This window comes from Undibacterium sp. GrIS 1.8, from assembly GCF_040544445.1.
Lineage (GTDB): Bacteria > Pseudomonadota > Gammaproteobacteria > Burkholderiales > Burkholderiaceae_D > Undibacterium.
Genome location: NZ_JBEONQ010000006.1, coordinates 50,245 through 65,837, shown reverse-complemented (window position 1 = coordinate 65,837; position 15,593 = coordinate 50,245). Strand labels below are relative to the sequence as shown.

Sequence of the window (15,593 nt, the reverse complement as noted above, 5' to 3'; positions counted from 1 at the left end):
CAAGGCCGGCGCTAATTTCGAGCGGCGTTTGGTAATCACAGTCACCGGTGCCGTGATAATGGTTGGTGTGGCATCGCTAAGAATTTGTTCGTGTACCGCAGTTTGTACCGCAATCATCTTGGTCTGCACTTGCGCCGAACCCGGATGTTGCATGGCTGACGCGTCCTTGGCAGGACGGCTTTTAATCCCTAGCGTGAGAGTGGATGCGCTTTTTTGAAGAGTGATACGAGTGGAGTCAGTTGAATTATTTTTCATTGAGCAAAATCTAGTACAGCAACAAATTCTTATTAATCTGCTAAGTCCACGATATTAAAGATGAAAAAAGCCCGCTGATGAAAGCGGGCTTTTTTATTCATCCGAGGACTTGGAGAATCGAAGCGCGGATTATCCTCGGCTTCATCTTTCTTTGCAAGCAGAGATGCTGATTTTTCGACTAAATTTGCCTTTATTTTCAGCATCTGCCATCGCAGGCAGTAATCGGCTGAAATTGACTCGACCATTGCCTCAACTTGATATTGTTTCTACACCAGTTTGATACGGGGAGGGTAGTTGCTCGAGTCTTCCAATTGCTGATTGGATTAGCCCAACTTGTCTGGCCAGTCTTATGCTGACGATTAGTTTTTTTTAATCATTTTATGTTGAGGGTTTTAATATACTCCCCTTAAAAATTAATATAAATACCGTATTGTCCAATTAATATATGGACGATTAATAAATACATATAGGGAGTATGTTTAATATGTCCGCACGAGCTATGTTTAAAAAGCCGCCGGGGAAGTAGCTTAACCGCGATAAGTAAATTGCCCTCAAAAGTGCATCCGCCATCAACTCAAACCCCAATAGAAATTCTCGGTTGAAAATCGTTTTTACATTTGACAGAAAGTTTCCGAAAAAAGCTTTTATACTCATCGCAGATTATTTTTAGAACCAGTTCAATGAAACCTCGCACCACTGCTAAGTCCATTCCGCCCACTTCGCCGGCCATGCTAGATCAGGCGGCATCCAAGTACCACGACCCCAGTTTTTCTCATGCCGTGATTGCGTGGCAAAAACAGCATGGCAGGCATCATTTGCCGTGGCAGCAAAGCCGGGACGCTTATCGCGTCTGGTTGTCTGAGATTATGTTGCAGCAGACCCAGGTGGCGGCGGTGATCCCTTACTATCAGCGATTTTTAGAGAGTTTTCCGACGGTGTTTGCTTTAGCCGCTGCGCCTGCTGAAGAGGTGATGGCGCACTGGAGTGGCTTGGGCTATTACACCCGGGCGCGCAATTTGCACCAATGTGCCAAGGATGTGGTGGCGAATTATGCCGGGCAGTTTCCGTCAGACCCTGCTTTATTGCAGCAATTACCCGGGATTGGTCGCTCCACTGCGGCAGCGGTGGCGGCGTTCTCTTACGGCACCCGTGCGGCGATTATGGATGGCAATGTCAAACGGGTTTTTGCCCGGGTATTCGGGATTACTGGTTATCCGGAGATTAAGACAATAGAAGACGATTTGTGGTTGCGTGCACAAGCCTTGTTGCCAGAAACGGATATCCAGGCCTACACACAAGGTTTGATGGATTTAGGCGCGACGCTGTGTACCCGCAGCAGACCTGATTGCCCTCGCTGTCCTTTGCAAGCAACTTGCGTCGCTTATGCGCAAGGCCGCACCGCTGAATTGCCAACCCGCAAACCGAAAAAAGAACCAAAAGAAAAGCATACTTTGATGCTGGTGCTACGGCATCAGGGACGAGTCTTGCTGGAGCAACGGCCTGACAGCGGCATCTGGGGCGGCTTGTTGTCGCTGCCCGAACTGGACGGCATGCAGGAATTAAATCCCGACAGTCCCATGGGTGATTTGCTGGACTTTAGCAGCACTTTGCCAGAGCAAAGTTTGGCGGCAAAACAAGTAGCAAATCAATTTGGGGAAGTGACAGATATCCGGCAATTGCCAGGATTTTTACATGGGTTTACCCACTTCAAATTACATGCGCAAGTGCTGCAATTTAATCTGGCGCAGCTCGCATCCCAAGTCGCCGAATCGCGTTATGTCTGGCTGGATTTAAGGCAGGTGGGACAAGCCGCTTTACCAGCGCCGGTGAAAAAATATTTAATGGAACTTTGATGCCGGTATTTTGATCCGAGTTTTATGATGTTTCATCGCATTAAAATTGATTTCATCGCAAGCTTGCCGAATTGAATAAGAGCGGCGCAAACTTAGGTCTGTACTACAAGAGTCCTCGATAAAAGTATAAATAAAGACATGAATAGAAGCGCTTCATGTTGTAGCCTTGCTTTTTACAAATGCCGCTACATTTACAGTATTATTTTTAGAAATTTAAAACAGATGAACTTGCTTAACTCCGTCGCTAATATCAGTTGTCGTGTGGGTTTTGGCCTTGCCTTCATGCTGGCGAATTCCGTTGCTGCATCAGCTCAATTGTCAGCGCAAGTGTCAGCTGAAGTATCAGCTGAAGTATCAGCGCAAACTCTTGCTGAAATGACCGCTAGAGTCAAGACCAGCTCTTGCCGTATTGCTGATTATCCGCAAGAGGTGCAATGTGGTCAGATTCAGCGTCCGCTTGACCCTGCTCAGCCCGCAGGTAAAAAAATTACTGTGCATTTCGTTGTGGTGCCCTCGCAAGATAAAAACAAATTAAGTGATGCGGTCTTTGTCCTCGCAGGCGGACCAGGGCAAAGTGCCATCAATGCTGCGGCTTGGGGGCAGACAGTATTAGGGCGTTTAAATCGTCGCCGTGATTTGGTCTTTGTCGATCAGCGCGGGACAGGGCAAAGCGCACCGCTGCAATGTCCAGAGCTAGAGAACGGTGGCGATCTGGCAGATACCAACGGTACCGTAAAGTTAGCACTTGCTTGCATGAAGAAATTGCAGGCCTTGCCCTATGGTGACTTGCGGTTTTTTAGTACCAGCATCGCAGTACAAGATTTGGAGGCAGTGCGGCTTAGCCAGGCTTACGGAAAAATCAATTTGGTTGGTGCATCCTACGGGACGCGAGTCGGCTTAGAATTTTTGCGCCAATATCCACAATCTGTCCGGCGTTTAGTGATTGATGGCGTCGTGCCGCCCGACATGCGCTTGCCTGCTGCAGACGCGCAAAAGGCCCTAGACGGCGTCTTCGCAGATTGTGCTAAAGATGCGCGTTGCAACAAGGCTTATCCTGATCTGGCCGCGTGCTGGAAAAAATTATTAGCGAGTCTGCCGCAATCCGTCACGGTAATACATCCACGTCTGGGCAATAAAATCCCGGTCACGATCAGTCGCGATACCTTGCTGAGTTTGGTGCATAAAACTTTGTATGCGCCTACCAGTGCAGCCGCTTTACCCTACGCGTTGACGCAGGCCGAGCAAACTAATTATGCGCCTCTGATTACCTTAAGCGGCGCACTGGGTTTGCCTTCTCCTTTGGGCATTGCTTATGGTATGCATTTTTCAGTCTGGTGTGGTGAAGCGTATGCTCATCCAATACTGAAACCCGCTAGCGATGATTTTGAAAAACTCATGGACGGCATGTATGGGGCGGTCTGCGCCAACTGGCCGCATGCCGTAATTCCGCCAGCTTTTTACACCATTCCAGTCAGTCCGGCACCGGTGTTGTTACTCAGTGGCGGCATCGATCCGGTAACCCCTACCCGCCATGGCGACAGCGTCGCTAAAGCGCTTGGTGCAAATGCTCGCCACATCACGATAGACAATGCAGGCCATGGTTTGTTATCGCAAGGATGTGTGCGTGATGTGGTGTATCGCTACTTCAATGCCAAAGAAGATCAGGACGCGATTAAGGTCGATGCGAAATGTGTACACCAGATCCCGCGACCGTTAGCGTGGCAAGCTCCGGCTATTACTTTGCCCACCACGCCGATGCCAGAAACAGTAGCGCCGCAAGGAGCCAAGCCATGATCATCGTCCATGATTTACACAAAGCCTTTGTACGTCAGGGTAAGCCAAAATTTGCCTTCAACCTCAATTTTGGTAAGCGTCAGCAAGAAATGGTGAAGGCAGTTGATGGTGTTAGTTTTACCGCAAGCGATGGTGCGATTACTGGCTTGTTAGGTGCTAACGGTGCCGGCAAAACGACAACTCTGCGTATGGTAGCGTCGCTGCTGGAATCTGATCGTGGCGAGATTTCAGTTGACGGTATTAAGGTCAGAGCCGGTCAGCAAGGCACACAATCCAATATGGGTATTTTGTCCGATGCGCGTGGACTGTATCCACGTTTAACCGCACGTGAAAATATTTATTACTACGGCACCTTGCATGGCATGTCGCGTAGTTTGATTGAGCAACGTACTGATCAGCTTGCTCATTGGCTGGAGATGACAGCATTACTGGACCGGCGTACCGATGGATTTAGTCAGGGCGAGAGAATGAAAACTGCTCTAGCGCGGGCTTTAATTCACAACCCTAAAAATATTATTCTGGACGAACCGACCAATGGTCTGGATGTGGTTGCCACCCGTGCACTGCGTGATTTTTTACGTTGGCTAAGATCGCCGGAAGGTGGCGGTAAGTGCATCATTTTTTCTACTCATATCATGCAAGAAGTTGAACGTTTGTGCGATCAGGTGGTAATCGTTGCACAAGGGCGCAATGTGGCGAAAGGCACGGTGGCGGAATTGTTACAGCAAGCGGAGGAACCGAATTTTGAAGACGCGTTTGTCAAGCTAGCTTTTTTAAATCGTGAGACTAATTCAGCAATTAGTTCAGCAACTAAGCCAGCGATTAGTTCAGAAATTAATTCAGCAATAGCGACGGAGAGGACATACTGATGAAAGCCATGCTCGCTATTTTTCGTAAAGAAATGATGGATGCTATGCGCGACCGCCGTGCCTTGCTCATCGTCATTTTTAGCTCGCTATTTTTAGTGCCAATGCTGCTGGTCATTATGTCCGAGGTCTTGTCACAAGTGGAGTCTCAAGAAGAGAAAAGATCGGTGCTGGTAGTTGGTATCAACAATGCGCCCAGCTTAGAAAATTTCATTTTGCGGCAAGGTTATAAAGTCAAGCCTGCGCCGGCAGATTATGTCGCCAAATCCCGTAGTAAAGAATTGGATCAGCCGGTGTTATTGGTCCCGGATGGTTTCGATGAAAAGCTGGCAGCGGGTCAAAAAGTGACTTTAGAAATCGCCTACGACACGTCTAACAAGCAAGCTGAGTTTGGTTTGCGGCCGCTGAAAAGAATTTTAGATGCTTATACCCAGGAAGGTGCGGTGATGAGCTTAATGATGCGGGGTGTATCGCCAGAAATCTTGCAATTGATTGAAGTGAAAGAGCGTTATTTAAGCCGCCCCGAAGAGCGTAAAGACAGCATTACCAGCATGTTGCCGATGGCGATGTTAATGGCAATTTTGATGGGCGGCATGTACGCCGCGATTGACGCCACCGCTGGCGAGCGCGAGCGTGGATCGCTGGAGCCCTTGATGATGAACCCGGTCTCTGGCTGGCAATTGGCGGTTGGCAAATGGGGCGCGGTGGCGACGGTCAGTATGTTAGTTGTGGTGCTGACGGTACTGAGTTTTTTTCCGTCGCAATGGCTGATACGTAATGAGACCTTGCGGGCTTTATTCCAGTTCGGGATCAAAGATGCACTGGGATTCTTATTGGTCTTGTTGCCCTTAGCCGCTAGTCTGGCAGCCGTACAGGTAGCGATTGCGCTAGATTGTAAAAGCTATAAAGAAGCCCAAGTCCGTAATCAAATGTTTATTCTTGTGGTGAACATGGTACCGATGATGATGTTATTTTCAACCGGACCAGAACCGACCTGGTTCCGCTGGGTTCCGGTACTGGCACAAAACCAGATGATGAATAAAGTCTTAAAAGGTGAGGCCTTGAGCATGGTCGTAACCATGATTGCACTTGGAGTTTGTGTTGCCTTGACGATCGCCAGCTTGTCGTATGTGGCGCAGAAAATGCGGCGTGTGGTGATGGCTTAGGGCTGTAGTTTAGATTAATCCAATATACTCCCCCATAAATTTCAATAAAACGGCTTATTGTCCAATGATTATATGGACGATAAATAATACATATGGGGAGTATTTATTATTGGCAGAAAGAATCTGCTGTCGCGTTGCGCTTACATTGCGACGGTATTATTCCTCAACACAACTATGTTATCTGCGTTTTAGGAGTGATCATGGACTAGCAGAAAAGCTGGATTTGATTAACCCAACCGGCGATGTCTTACCAGAACTTGCTCTGCGCTCTTAAAATAATCAGCTAATTTTTCCACCATAAATACCGAGCGATGCTGGCCCCCGGTGCAACCAATCGCTATCGTCAGATAGCTGCGGTTATCGTGTTTAAACGAGGGTAGCCATTTTTCTACAAACTGTCGTATGTCCTCATACAAATCATGCACGACTGCCTGGCCGTTTAAATAGTTGATGACCGGAAGATCGCGGCCGGTTAATGCACGCAGATCCAAGTCGTAATAGGGGTTAGGCAGCATCCGTACGTCAAACACAAAATCAGCATCTAGTGGGACGCCGACCTTGAATGCAAACGACTCAAACATCAGCACTAAGGGTGCATGTTCTATTTGGACGACATGTTTAACCCATTCGCGCAACTTATTGGCGCTGAGATTGGACGTATCAATAACATGCGACAGAAACTGAACTGTTGCCAGGATTTCGCGCTCTTCCTGAATACATTCCATCAGACTAAGGCGATCACCTAAAGCAGGATTTTTTTGCAGACGATGAGAAAGAGGATGGGTGCGGCGAGTTTCAGAAAATCTTGCTACCAGTGATTCGGTGCTGGCAGTTAAAAACAAGATTTTGACTATGTGACCTTCACTACGCAATTTTTGAACCGTATCCGGCAAACTGGTCAGCAGATGGGCACTGCGCGAATCAATCGCCATCGCTGCTGATTGTATGCCTTCGCTAATCAGGGTGCTGACTAACTCTGGTAACAAGCTGGGTGGTAGATTATCGACACAATAAAACCCCGCATCTTCTACAACATTGAGCGCAACTGATTTGCCAGAGCCAGAAATACCAGAGATAAGTATGATGTGCATGATGGTCAGATTGGTGGGGAATCAATGTCTGTATTTTGACACTGATTTCAAATGTTATCTGACATTTAACTACATCTTGTCCCGGGGATGTACTGTGTTCGCACTGAACTTTATGTCGAGCTGATGTCGAACATTGCGGTTTGTTAAGAATGATTCGAATCTTCATTCATGGCACGACGCTGTCGCTCCATAAAATCTTCTAATGTATTGATACCGCGTAATTGCAAGATAGTGTTACGCACCGCGGCTTCCAGCAGTACCGCAATGTTTCGTCCAGCGGCGACTGGGATAACGACTTTGCGTATGGGCAATCCTAAGACTTCCTGGCTAGGAGAATCAATCGGCAGACGTTCGTAATTTTCTTCCAGCGTACTGCGTTTGACCAGATGCACAATCAGCTTGAGGCGCATCTTGCGACGCACGGCGGTTTCACCAAAAATTGCTTTGATATCGAGCAGACCAAGGCCACGTACTTCCAGTAAATTTTGTAATAATTCCGGACAGCGACCTTCTATCATATTGGGAGCGATACGCGAAAATTCCACCGCATCATCTGCCACCAGTCCATGACTGCGGGAGATCAGCTCTAGCCCCAGTTCGCTTTTACCCAGGCCAGATTCGCCTGTGATTAATACGCCAACTCCAAGCACATCCATAAACACGCCATGCATAGTCGTGCGTTGTGCCAGCTTTTTGGACAGATAAACGCGTAAAAAATCGATTACCTGTGCAGAAGGTAAGGGGGTAGAAAACAGGGGAATATTATTGTCGTCGCAGGTGGCCAGAATCGCTTGCGGCGTTTCTAATCCTTGTGCCACGATCAGTGCCGGTGGCGCACCGGCAATCAATTCTTTAATCAAATTACCGCGTGAATGCGATGGTAATCGATGGAAGTAGGCCAGTTCTTGATGCCCTAGCACCTGAATACGGCCGGGATGGATAAAGTTAAGATGACCAACCTGATCCGCAGAAGAGGTGGCGTCGCCCGTAATTTGTTTATCACCGCCAGAGAATCCGGCAAACCAGCCTAACTGCATTGCATCCCGATTGTCATCAAAGATTTTTTGTATAGTCAGTTCGGTCAGTAGTGGCATGGTAGCTTGATTAAAATCAATGGGAGGGACGTGGACAACAACGACAACAAAGCGCAATTACCGCAGGTTGGCGCTTTGATTTGCCAAGCTAGACAAATTCAGACAAATTGTGGATTTGGCTGCCAGGCGATAATTTTTTCATAAATAGCACCGGCGCTGACTTCACTGTTGAGCGTATCCCGAAATGCCTCGTTGGATAACATTTCAGCAACTTCAGACAATATCTCCAGATGTTGCTGCGTCACATTGTCTGGCATCAGCAGAAAAATCAAAATGCTGACTGCTTGTCCATCTGGAGACTCGAAAGGAATTGGCTCTGCCAAGCGCACAAATGCCGCAATCGGCGCTTTTAATCCCTTGATACGACCATGCGGAATAGCAACACCATGACCAAGCCCGGTTGAGCCCAGACGTTCTCTGGCGAACAGGTTATCCGAGACGGTAGAGCGAGCAATACTGCAATTATTTTCAAATAACAGGCCAGCTTGTTCAAAGGCTCTTTTTTTGCTGGACACTTCTAAGTCCAGTAAGACGTTGGAGAGGGGGAGTATTTTCGCAATGTTTGTCATGACGCAAGATCTGTATTTCAGCAAAATGGTGCGATGCACAAGAGGCGCATCTGGCAAATTATAGGCTTCTTTTCTTTGTCTGCCTAATTGACAAAAATACTAACAAAAGCTTTAACAGAAACGCTAAGAGAAATTGTTGAAAAACGGATAAAACTTCTAAAGTAAGCTTAAGACCGCATGACGAAAAGCTTTGGTCGGTTTAGCGCGTATGACTGATCAACAATTGTTCAAACTCGTCTTTTGGCAGCGGCTTACTAAAATAATAGCCTTGCATTTCCTGGCAACCAGATTCTGTCAGGAAAAACATTTGCTCCGCTTTTTCTACACCTTCGGCCGTAACACTCATACCCAGCGCATTCGCCATCGCAATAATGGCGTGCGTCAAAATCACAGAATCCTGATTTTCTGGAATCTCGCGGATAAACGAACGATCAATTTTCAGATTATCAATCGGGAAGCGTTGCAGGTAAGACAGTGACGAGAATCCAGTGCCAAAGTCGTCCAGTGAAATGCTAACACCCAATTTTTTAATCGCTGCAAATACTGGCAACAACAGGTCAATTTCACCCATTAATAAGCCTTCGGTAATCTCTAGTTGCAACGCATTCGCAGGTAAGTTGGTTTCCTCTAACACCTGATGGATAAACTTCACCAGACTAGGATCTTGGAATTGACGTGGCGAAATATTGACGCTGACGACCAGATCTGGGATGAGAGTATCGCGCCATACTTTGGTTTGTTTGCAGGCTTGTTCTAAAACCCAGCGACCAATAGGCAGGATCAAACCAATTTCTTCTGAAATCGGGATAAAGTCCGTTGGCGGGATTAAGCCAGATTCTGGCATTTGCCAGCGTATCAGTGCCTCTGCACCCAGTATGCGTGAGGTGCTCAAGCAGACTTTTGGCTGGTAATATACCAAAAATTCTTCCTCGATCAGGGCGCGACGTAAGTTTTTCTCTAAGGTATAACGATGCTGGGCGCGGACATTCAATTCGGTGGTGAAGAACTGGTAGTTATTCCGTCCTAGTTCCTTGGCGTAATACATGGCGGAATCTGCGCTGCGCAGCAAGGTCGGTGCGTCGTCTGCGTCATGAGGGAAAATGCTAATGCCGATTGATGTACCAAGGTGGTATTCGTTACCATCGATCAAGAACGGCTCACGCATTTGCGCGAGTACGCGCTCAGCCAGCTCTTTTAAATGCAAAGCGGTATCAAAAGCTTCTGCCACAATCACAAATTCATCGCCACCCAAGCGGGTTAGCATGTCGGTAGTGCGGATACACGAGTTAAGTCTGGTCGCTACATCTTTCAATAGATTATCGCCAGCCGCATGTCCGGCAGTGTCATTCACATTTTTAAAGCGATCCAAGTCCAGAAATAATACAGCGACTTTATGCTGGTTATGCCTCGCGTTAAACAAAGCATGCTGCAAACGCTGATGGAGTTGATGCCGGTTCGGCAAGCCCGTCAGTGCATCGTGGGACGCAATATATTGCAACTGGCGCTGAGTTTCTCTGACCTCTGTGGTATCCGTAAATGAGATTAGGACGGCAGTCGTCGCTTTACTACTGATTTGACTGATCGGTAAAACATTCACGACTAACCAGGCAATAGAACGGTCACGCAGTTCCAGCCCTATAGATAAATTCAGGATGGGTATATTGGTACGAAACACCTTGGAGACTAAATCGTCTCCCATTTTTTGTTCTGTGCCATCTTCATTGATAATGCGCTTGAAGTAGCGATGACGACGACCGGCATTTTGCGCATCATTCGAATTGATTTTTAAAATTCGCATGGCGCTGGGATTGCAGGTCAGAATTTGTCCGCCAGGAGCAACCACCATAATACCTTCAGTCAGATTAGTGACGACAGAGCGGTAGCGCTGTTCGCTTTCTTCTAGACTTTGCTCCATGTTTTTTTTGTCGATTGCTAAAGCAATCAGATCGGTCGCATCTTTGATTAATGCTTGCTCATCCTCACTAGGGCTACGTTTGGTGTGGTGGTAAATATCTACCGTTCCAAGTACCACATTAAACGCAGTAGTAATTGGCACTGACCAGCAAGAGCGCAAGCCATGCTTAAGCGCTAGTTTCCGACCGTGCTCCCAAAGCTGATTATGTGCGATATCGTCCACCACAATAATTCTGTTGTGGTGGATTGCCGCCGGGCCCGATCCGTTACGCAAACCAATCGGAAGTGATTCTATGGAGACGCAAAATTCTGCGGGCAGTGATGGCGCTGCGCCCAGCTGCAAGCTTTGATTACGCTCATCAAACATCATGATGGCGCATAGTGCTTCATTATCCAGCAAGCGTTCCATGCGATCACAAACATCTTGCAAAATATGTGCAAGCGGTTTGTCCAGAGCAATCATTTCGAGGATTTCTTTCTCGTGATGTAAAGCTTCATGAACACGACTAGATTTGTGTCTGGTTACATACTTGAGGGTGTTTGAATCAGATGTTGCTAAATCCGATGTGGAGACGTTTTTATTTTCTCGCACCACCAGTTGTATTGCGGCTTTGGATTGATATGAAAAATACGCGCCACATACATCTATCTGTCGATATTCGCCATCCATTTGTCTACACTGACATATTTGCGTAGCGCAATCTGCTTGTAGTACTAGCTGTTGATCTAGCAAGTGACTTAAAGACTGAGTTTCAGAGGAGGACGCAGACAGAGATGCACCGCTGAGTTCAACTGGTAGCAATAAAAACTCGCTTGCCTTTTTACCCAGAACTTGCGTAGCGGATTCTGCTTTCAATAAAGTGATACCAGCGATGTTGGTATAGACCAATATCTCATCAATAAACACGTAAATCGCGTCTGGATGATGTTCTAACAGCGCAGCTTGCCAATCATTACTATTAGCAATGTCATTTTTCGTACTGCTTAACTTGGCTATGGAACTCACAACAATATGGCTGAGGCTGAAATATTAATTATTGGCTAATGTAACCGATGCACGGCAGTGTCACAACTACTTAAGATCAAATCGGACGAATACCAACAGTACATCGCCATTTCCCTTATTTTTTGACAGGCGCGGCACATAAGCGGCCATGACTTTGCTGCTTCTTGTGCCGATTGATGCTACTGGCAATACGATAGGGAATGGAAAATGGTGAAAGTAGTCAGCACGACTGATCAACAGTGTTGTGTATCCAAGCCCCGCCTCAAGCGGCCCCAGAGGTTTCATCCATTGGTAAGCATAGCCTGCCATCAATTGTGGTTTGTAATGAGAGTCGGTAATGCCTAGCGCATACAAAGATTCTTCATTATCTTTAGCATCCCGGATTTGCTTGCTAAAACCCATACCCCAAGCATCTTCGTTTAATTCGGCAATTCGCTCACGTTTATAAGTGCCCCGACCATGATGTGCGTAGCCGGAAAGCATAATGGATAAATCTCCCTCGTCCATTATTTTATGTGCTTTGGCTTCCGAGTCAGATTTAAATCGTTGCCACCAGCTCATATCTTCTGCTGATTTCGGCGCTGGCATTGTTGCCGCAACGTCTGTTGGTAGCACGTCTGGCGTTTCTGACGCTATTGCTGGAGCACTTGCGCAGATGCCCGCAATACTGAAGTAAAGAAAAAGGCTAGTTTTTTTAAAAATAGAGTTCAACATAGTGAGAAAATTAAGGTTAAAAATTATTGATATGCCTTAAGAATAAGCATTATTGGAGTACCTTACTGGCATCAATTACTGACGTGCATTCCTTGCGTTGGGAGGCTTTTGACCTGTGCTGAAATTGCTACGCCATGGATTAATATCTAGTCCGCCGCGTCGGGTATAGCGCGCATAGACCGATAATTTTTGCGGTTTGCAATGCTGCATGATGTCGCAGAAGATGCGCTCTACACATTGTTCGTGGAATTCGTTATGGTCGCGAAATCCGATTAGATATTGCAGCAGACTCTCCTGCTCGATTTGTGGTCCTACATAGCGGATTTGTACGCTGCCCCAATCCGGTTGTCCGGTCACCAGACAATTTGATTTGAGCAGATGAGAGACTAAGGTTTCTTCCACGGGAACAGATTCTTGATTGGCTTTGAGCAAAGATGGATTCGGTGTGTAGCTGCTGACCTCAATATCTAACCTGTCCAGCAAACTACCTTCCAACTCCAGCATCTTTAATTGTCCAAACTGTTCTGCCAAGGTCAGTGTGACATGCACCGGCGCACCAAAACCGGCAGACAAATCGGCTTGTAGCAAACTGATTAAAGCGTCTGCACCTGCTAACTTGGTTTGATTGAATGAGTTGAGATAGAGCTTAAAGGATTTGGATTCAACAATATTGGGCGAGTCTGCCGGCACGCTGATGGTGGCAATTGCCACTTGGGGTTTGCCACGCAAATTGAGCCACGAGACTTCATAAGCATTCCAGATATCCAGACCAAAAAAGGGCAATGTGTTGTTATGAATGCCAATTTCTTCCCGCTTGCCAGCGCGCGCAATGGGGAAAAGCAAACTAGCGTCGTAATCCGACTGATATGTCGCAGGCTTGCCCAACAATGATTGCTCGGGGGAGTCCGGTGCTGGATTGATCGGTAAATTTTGCTTGGAGTCTGGTTTTGGTTCTGTCATAGCATCAAATTTTGTAACGTTGGCATCACGTTGGTATCAATATAGATCGTTAAATTAACCCAAAAACAACTGGTAGGCTGGGTTACTGCTTTCATCCCAATAGCGGTAGCCCAGCGAGTTGAGGAATTCTTTGAATGCCTTCATCTCCTTCTTTGGAACCTGCAAACCGACTAAAGTTCGTCCGTAATCCGCGCCATGGTTACGGTAGTGGAATAAGCTGATATTCCAGTTCGGTGCCATGCTATTTAAAAAGCGCATTAATGCACCCGGACGCTCTGGAAATTCAAAGCGGTACAGTAATTCATTCTCCGCCAGCGCACTTTTGCCGCCGACCAGATGACGAATATGCAGCTTCGCTAATTCATCATGTGTCAGATCGAGCGTAGGAAAACCATGTTTGACAAAATTCTTGGCGATTTTGCTGGAATCGTCCCGGTTACTGACTTGGATGCCGACAAAAATATGCGCGGCTTTTTGATCGCTGATACGGTAGTTGAATTCCGTCACATTGCGTGCGCCGACCAGTTCGCAAAAACGGCGGAAACTACCGCGTTCTTCCGGGATCGTCACTGCGAATACAGCTTCGCGCGCTTCACCGACTTCAGCGCGTTCTGCCACAAAACGCAGGCGGTCGAAGTTCATATTCGCGCCGCAAGCGATAGTGACTAAAGTTTCATTCTTCAGCGGTTTTTTGCTCGCTTTGGCGCGTTCAATATACGCTTTGCAGCCAGCAACGGCTAAGGCACCGGCGGGCTCTAAAATACTGCGTGTGTCTTGAAATACGTCCTTGATCGCCGCGCAGATTGCGTCAGTATCGACCAGGATGATGTCATCGACCAGCTCTTTGGTGATACGGAAAGTTTCTTCGCCGACTAATTTGACGGCTGTGCCGTCGGAGAACAGGCCAACGTCGTTTAAAGTAATGCGTCGACCGGCTTTGACGCTGCGTGCCATGGCGTCGGAATCAACCGATTGCACCCCGATGACTTTGATGTCCGGGCGCACGGCTTTGACATAGGCTGCAACGCCAGAAATCAAGCCGCCGCCGCCAATTGCGACAAAAATTGCATGGATAGGCTGTGCATGTTGGCGCAAAATTTCCATTCCTACCGTACCTTGGCCGGCGATGACATCAGGGTCATCAAATGGATGAACGAAGGTCAGTTTCTGCTTCTTTTCCAATAAAACCGCTTGCGCATAAGCATCGCTATAAGAATCGCCATGTAAGACGATGTCAACATTGCTGCCGCCAAATGTACGCACTGCATCTATCTTCACCGGTGGCGTGGTGGTTGGCATCACGATCACCGCTTTGCAATTGAGCTTGGCGGCAGACATCGCAACACCCTGCGCATGATTGCCAGCAGACGCACAAATCACCCCACGTTTTAATTGTGCTGCGGTCAAATGTGCCATTTTGTTGTACGCACCGCGTATCTTAAAGCTGAAGACACTTTGCATATCTTCGCGTTTAAACAAAATTCGGTTTTCCATGCGAGCTGACAAGCTAGGGGCAAATTCCAGCGGTGTTTCAAATGCCACGTCATAGACGCGGGCTGTCAGGATTTTTTTAAGATAATCGGTCGTCATGGAGGTGGTGTTGGAGGTGATTTGACTTAGTCGGGGTAGTAAAAAAGCATAGAAATCATGCAAATAGCGTACAAAAACGATAGCAAATAGCATGTCATTATAATGGATGCCATATTTAAGACACTATAAGAACGCGACAAGAGCGCTGTTTAAGCAGCATGACGCACCATCACCCAACTACAGCAGCATCACAACAGCATCGGATTAGTATGATAGAGGCAGCGATTCATGGTTTATTAAATTTATTGGCACTGCCAGAAGTCGGGTTGACTTCGGTATTTTTGATTAGCTTTATCTCCGCTACTTTATTACCTCTGGGATCAGAGCCGGCTGTTTTTGCCGTGATTAAGGCGAATCCCAATTTATATTGGGCGGTAATGTTTGTCGCCACCGTCGGCAATACCTTGGGTGGCGTGGTCGATTATTGGATGGGCTATTACGCTAAAAAAGCGTTTGCCGCGGAACGCGATACCACTTGGTTTCGCTGGCTCCGGCGCTTCGGTGCTAAGACGATGTTACTTGCCTGGTTGCCAGGGATTGGCGATCCGATCTGCACCTTGGCCGGGTGGCTCAAACTCCCTTTTTGGCCCAGCGTGATGTACATGGCCATCGGTAAATTTTTGCGTTACCTACTAATGACCTGGCTATTGCTCAATGTTCCGGATGGTTTCTGGCGTGGACTGGCAGATTTGTTGGCATAAAAATCCTCCTGTCTCACAAT

General features: G+C 47.3%; 13 protein-coding genes. 5 read left to right on the top strand and 8 right to left on the bottom strand.

All coding sequences use genetic code 11. The features are described 5' to 3' along the window. Positions 1–287 precede the first annotated feature (287 nt). Complete coding sequence (locus AAKU64_RS04330) at positions 288–500, bottom strand: 2-amino-4-hydroxy-6-hydroxymethyldihydropteridine diphosphokinase (RefSeq protein ID WP_354329644.1); 213 nt, start codon at positions 498–500, stop codon at positions 288–290. A gap of 483 nt (positions 501–983) precedes the next feature. Here AAKU64_RS04330 and mutY point away from each other — a divergent pair, with 483 nt between their 5' ends. From mutY to AAKU64_RS04310, 4 genes are all read left to right on the top strand, one after another. After that, the gene (gene mutY, locus AAKU64_RS04325; protein ID WP_354361543.1) at positions 984–2,108 is read left to right on the top strand and encodes an A/G-specific adenine glycosylase; all 1,125 of its coding nucleotides are present in this window, start codon (positions 984–986) and stop codon (positions 2,106–2,108) included. 222 nt (positions 2,109–2,330) lie between these two features. After that, on the top strand, positions 2,331–3,902 hold the full coding sequence (locus AAKU64_RS04320; protein WP_354329642.1) for an alpha/beta hydrolase: 1,572 nt from the start codon (positions 2,331–2,333) through the stop codon (positions 3,900–3,902). Further along, a complete protein-coding gene (locus tag AAKU64_RS04315; protein ID WP_354329640.1) occupies positions 3,899–4,771 on the top strand; it encodes an ABC transporter ATP-binding protein in 873 nt (290 codons plus the stop codon). Before AAKU64_RS04320 ends, AAKU64_RS04315 begins: the two co-directional genes overlap by 4 nt. Beyond that, complete coding sequence (locus tag AAKU64_RS04310) at positions 4,771–5,934, top strand: ABC transporter permease (protein WP_354329638.1); 1,164 nt, start codon at positions 4,771–4,773, stop codon at positions 5,932–5,934. Before AAKU64_RS04315 ends, AAKU64_RS04310 begins: the two co-directional genes overlap by 1 nt. A gap of 227 nt (positions 5,935–6,161) precedes the next feature. On the opposite strand, the gene rapZ is transcribed toward AAKU64_RS04310, so the two are convergent. The 7 genes from rapZ to ilvA form a co-directional block, all read right to left on the bottom strand. After that, positions 6,162–7,025, bottom strand: a complete 864-nt coding sequence (rapZ, locus tag AAKU64_RS04305; protein WP_354329637.1) for an RNase adapter RapZ — start codon at positions 7,023–7,025, stop codon at positions 6,162–6,164. 143 nt (positions 7,026–7,168) lie between these two features. Continuing rightward, positions 7,169–8,119 carry an HPr(Ser) kinase/phosphatase gene (gene hprK / locus AAKU64_RS04300; RefSeq protein ID WP_354329636.1) on the bottom strand — a complete coding sequence of 317 codons (951 nt, stop codon included), beginning with the start codon at positions 8,117–8,119 and terminating at the stop codon, positions 7,169–7,171. A gap of 98 nt (positions 8,120–8,217) precedes the next feature. Next, positions 8,218–8,688 (bottom strand): PTS sugar transporter subunit IIA, encoded by a 471-nt coding sequence (locus AAKU64_RS04295; RefSeq protein ID WP_354329635.1) that lies wholly within the window; start codon positions 8,686–8,688, stop codon positions 8,218–8,220. 199 nt (positions 8,689–8,887) lie between these two features. Continuing rightward, the gene (locus tag AAKU64_RS04290) at positions 8,888–11,608 is read right to left on the bottom strand and encodes a bifunctional diguanylate cyclase/phosphodiesterase (RefSeq protein ID WP_354361525.1); all 2,721 of its coding nucleotides are present in this window, start codon (positions 11,606–11,608) and stop codon (positions 8,888–8,890) included. Positions 11,609–11,674: 66 nt separating this feature from the next. Further along, positions 11,675–12,322, bottom strand: a complete 648-nt coding sequence (locus tag AAKU64_RS04285) for a hypothetical protein (protein ID WP_354361523.1) — start codon at positions 12,320–12,322, stop codon at positions 11,675–11,677. Between the two features lie 75 nt (positions 12,323–12,397). After that, on the bottom strand, positions 12,398–13,282 hold the full coding sequence (gene queF / locus AAKU64_RS04280; protein ID WP_354329632.1) for an NADPH-dependent 7-cyano-7-deazaguanine reductase QueF: 885 nt from the start codon (positions 13,280–13,282) through the stop codon (positions 12,398–12,400). A 54-nt stretch (positions 13,283–13,336) separates the two neighbouring features. After that, entirely contained in the window at positions 13,337–14,965 is a 1,629-nt protein-coding gene (ilvA, locus tag AAKU64_RS04275) for a threonine ammonia-lyase, biosynthetic (RefSeq protein WP_354329631.1), read from the bottom strand. Between the two features lie 116 nt (positions 14,966–15,081). Between ilvA and AAKU64_RS04270 the strand changes: the two genes are divergently transcribed. After that, complete coding sequence (locus AAKU64_RS04270; protein WP_322121195.1) at positions 15,082–15,573, top strand: YqaA family protein; 492 nt, start codon at positions 15,082–15,084, stop codon at positions 15,571–15,573. Positions 15,574–15,593: the final 20 nt, after the last annotated feature.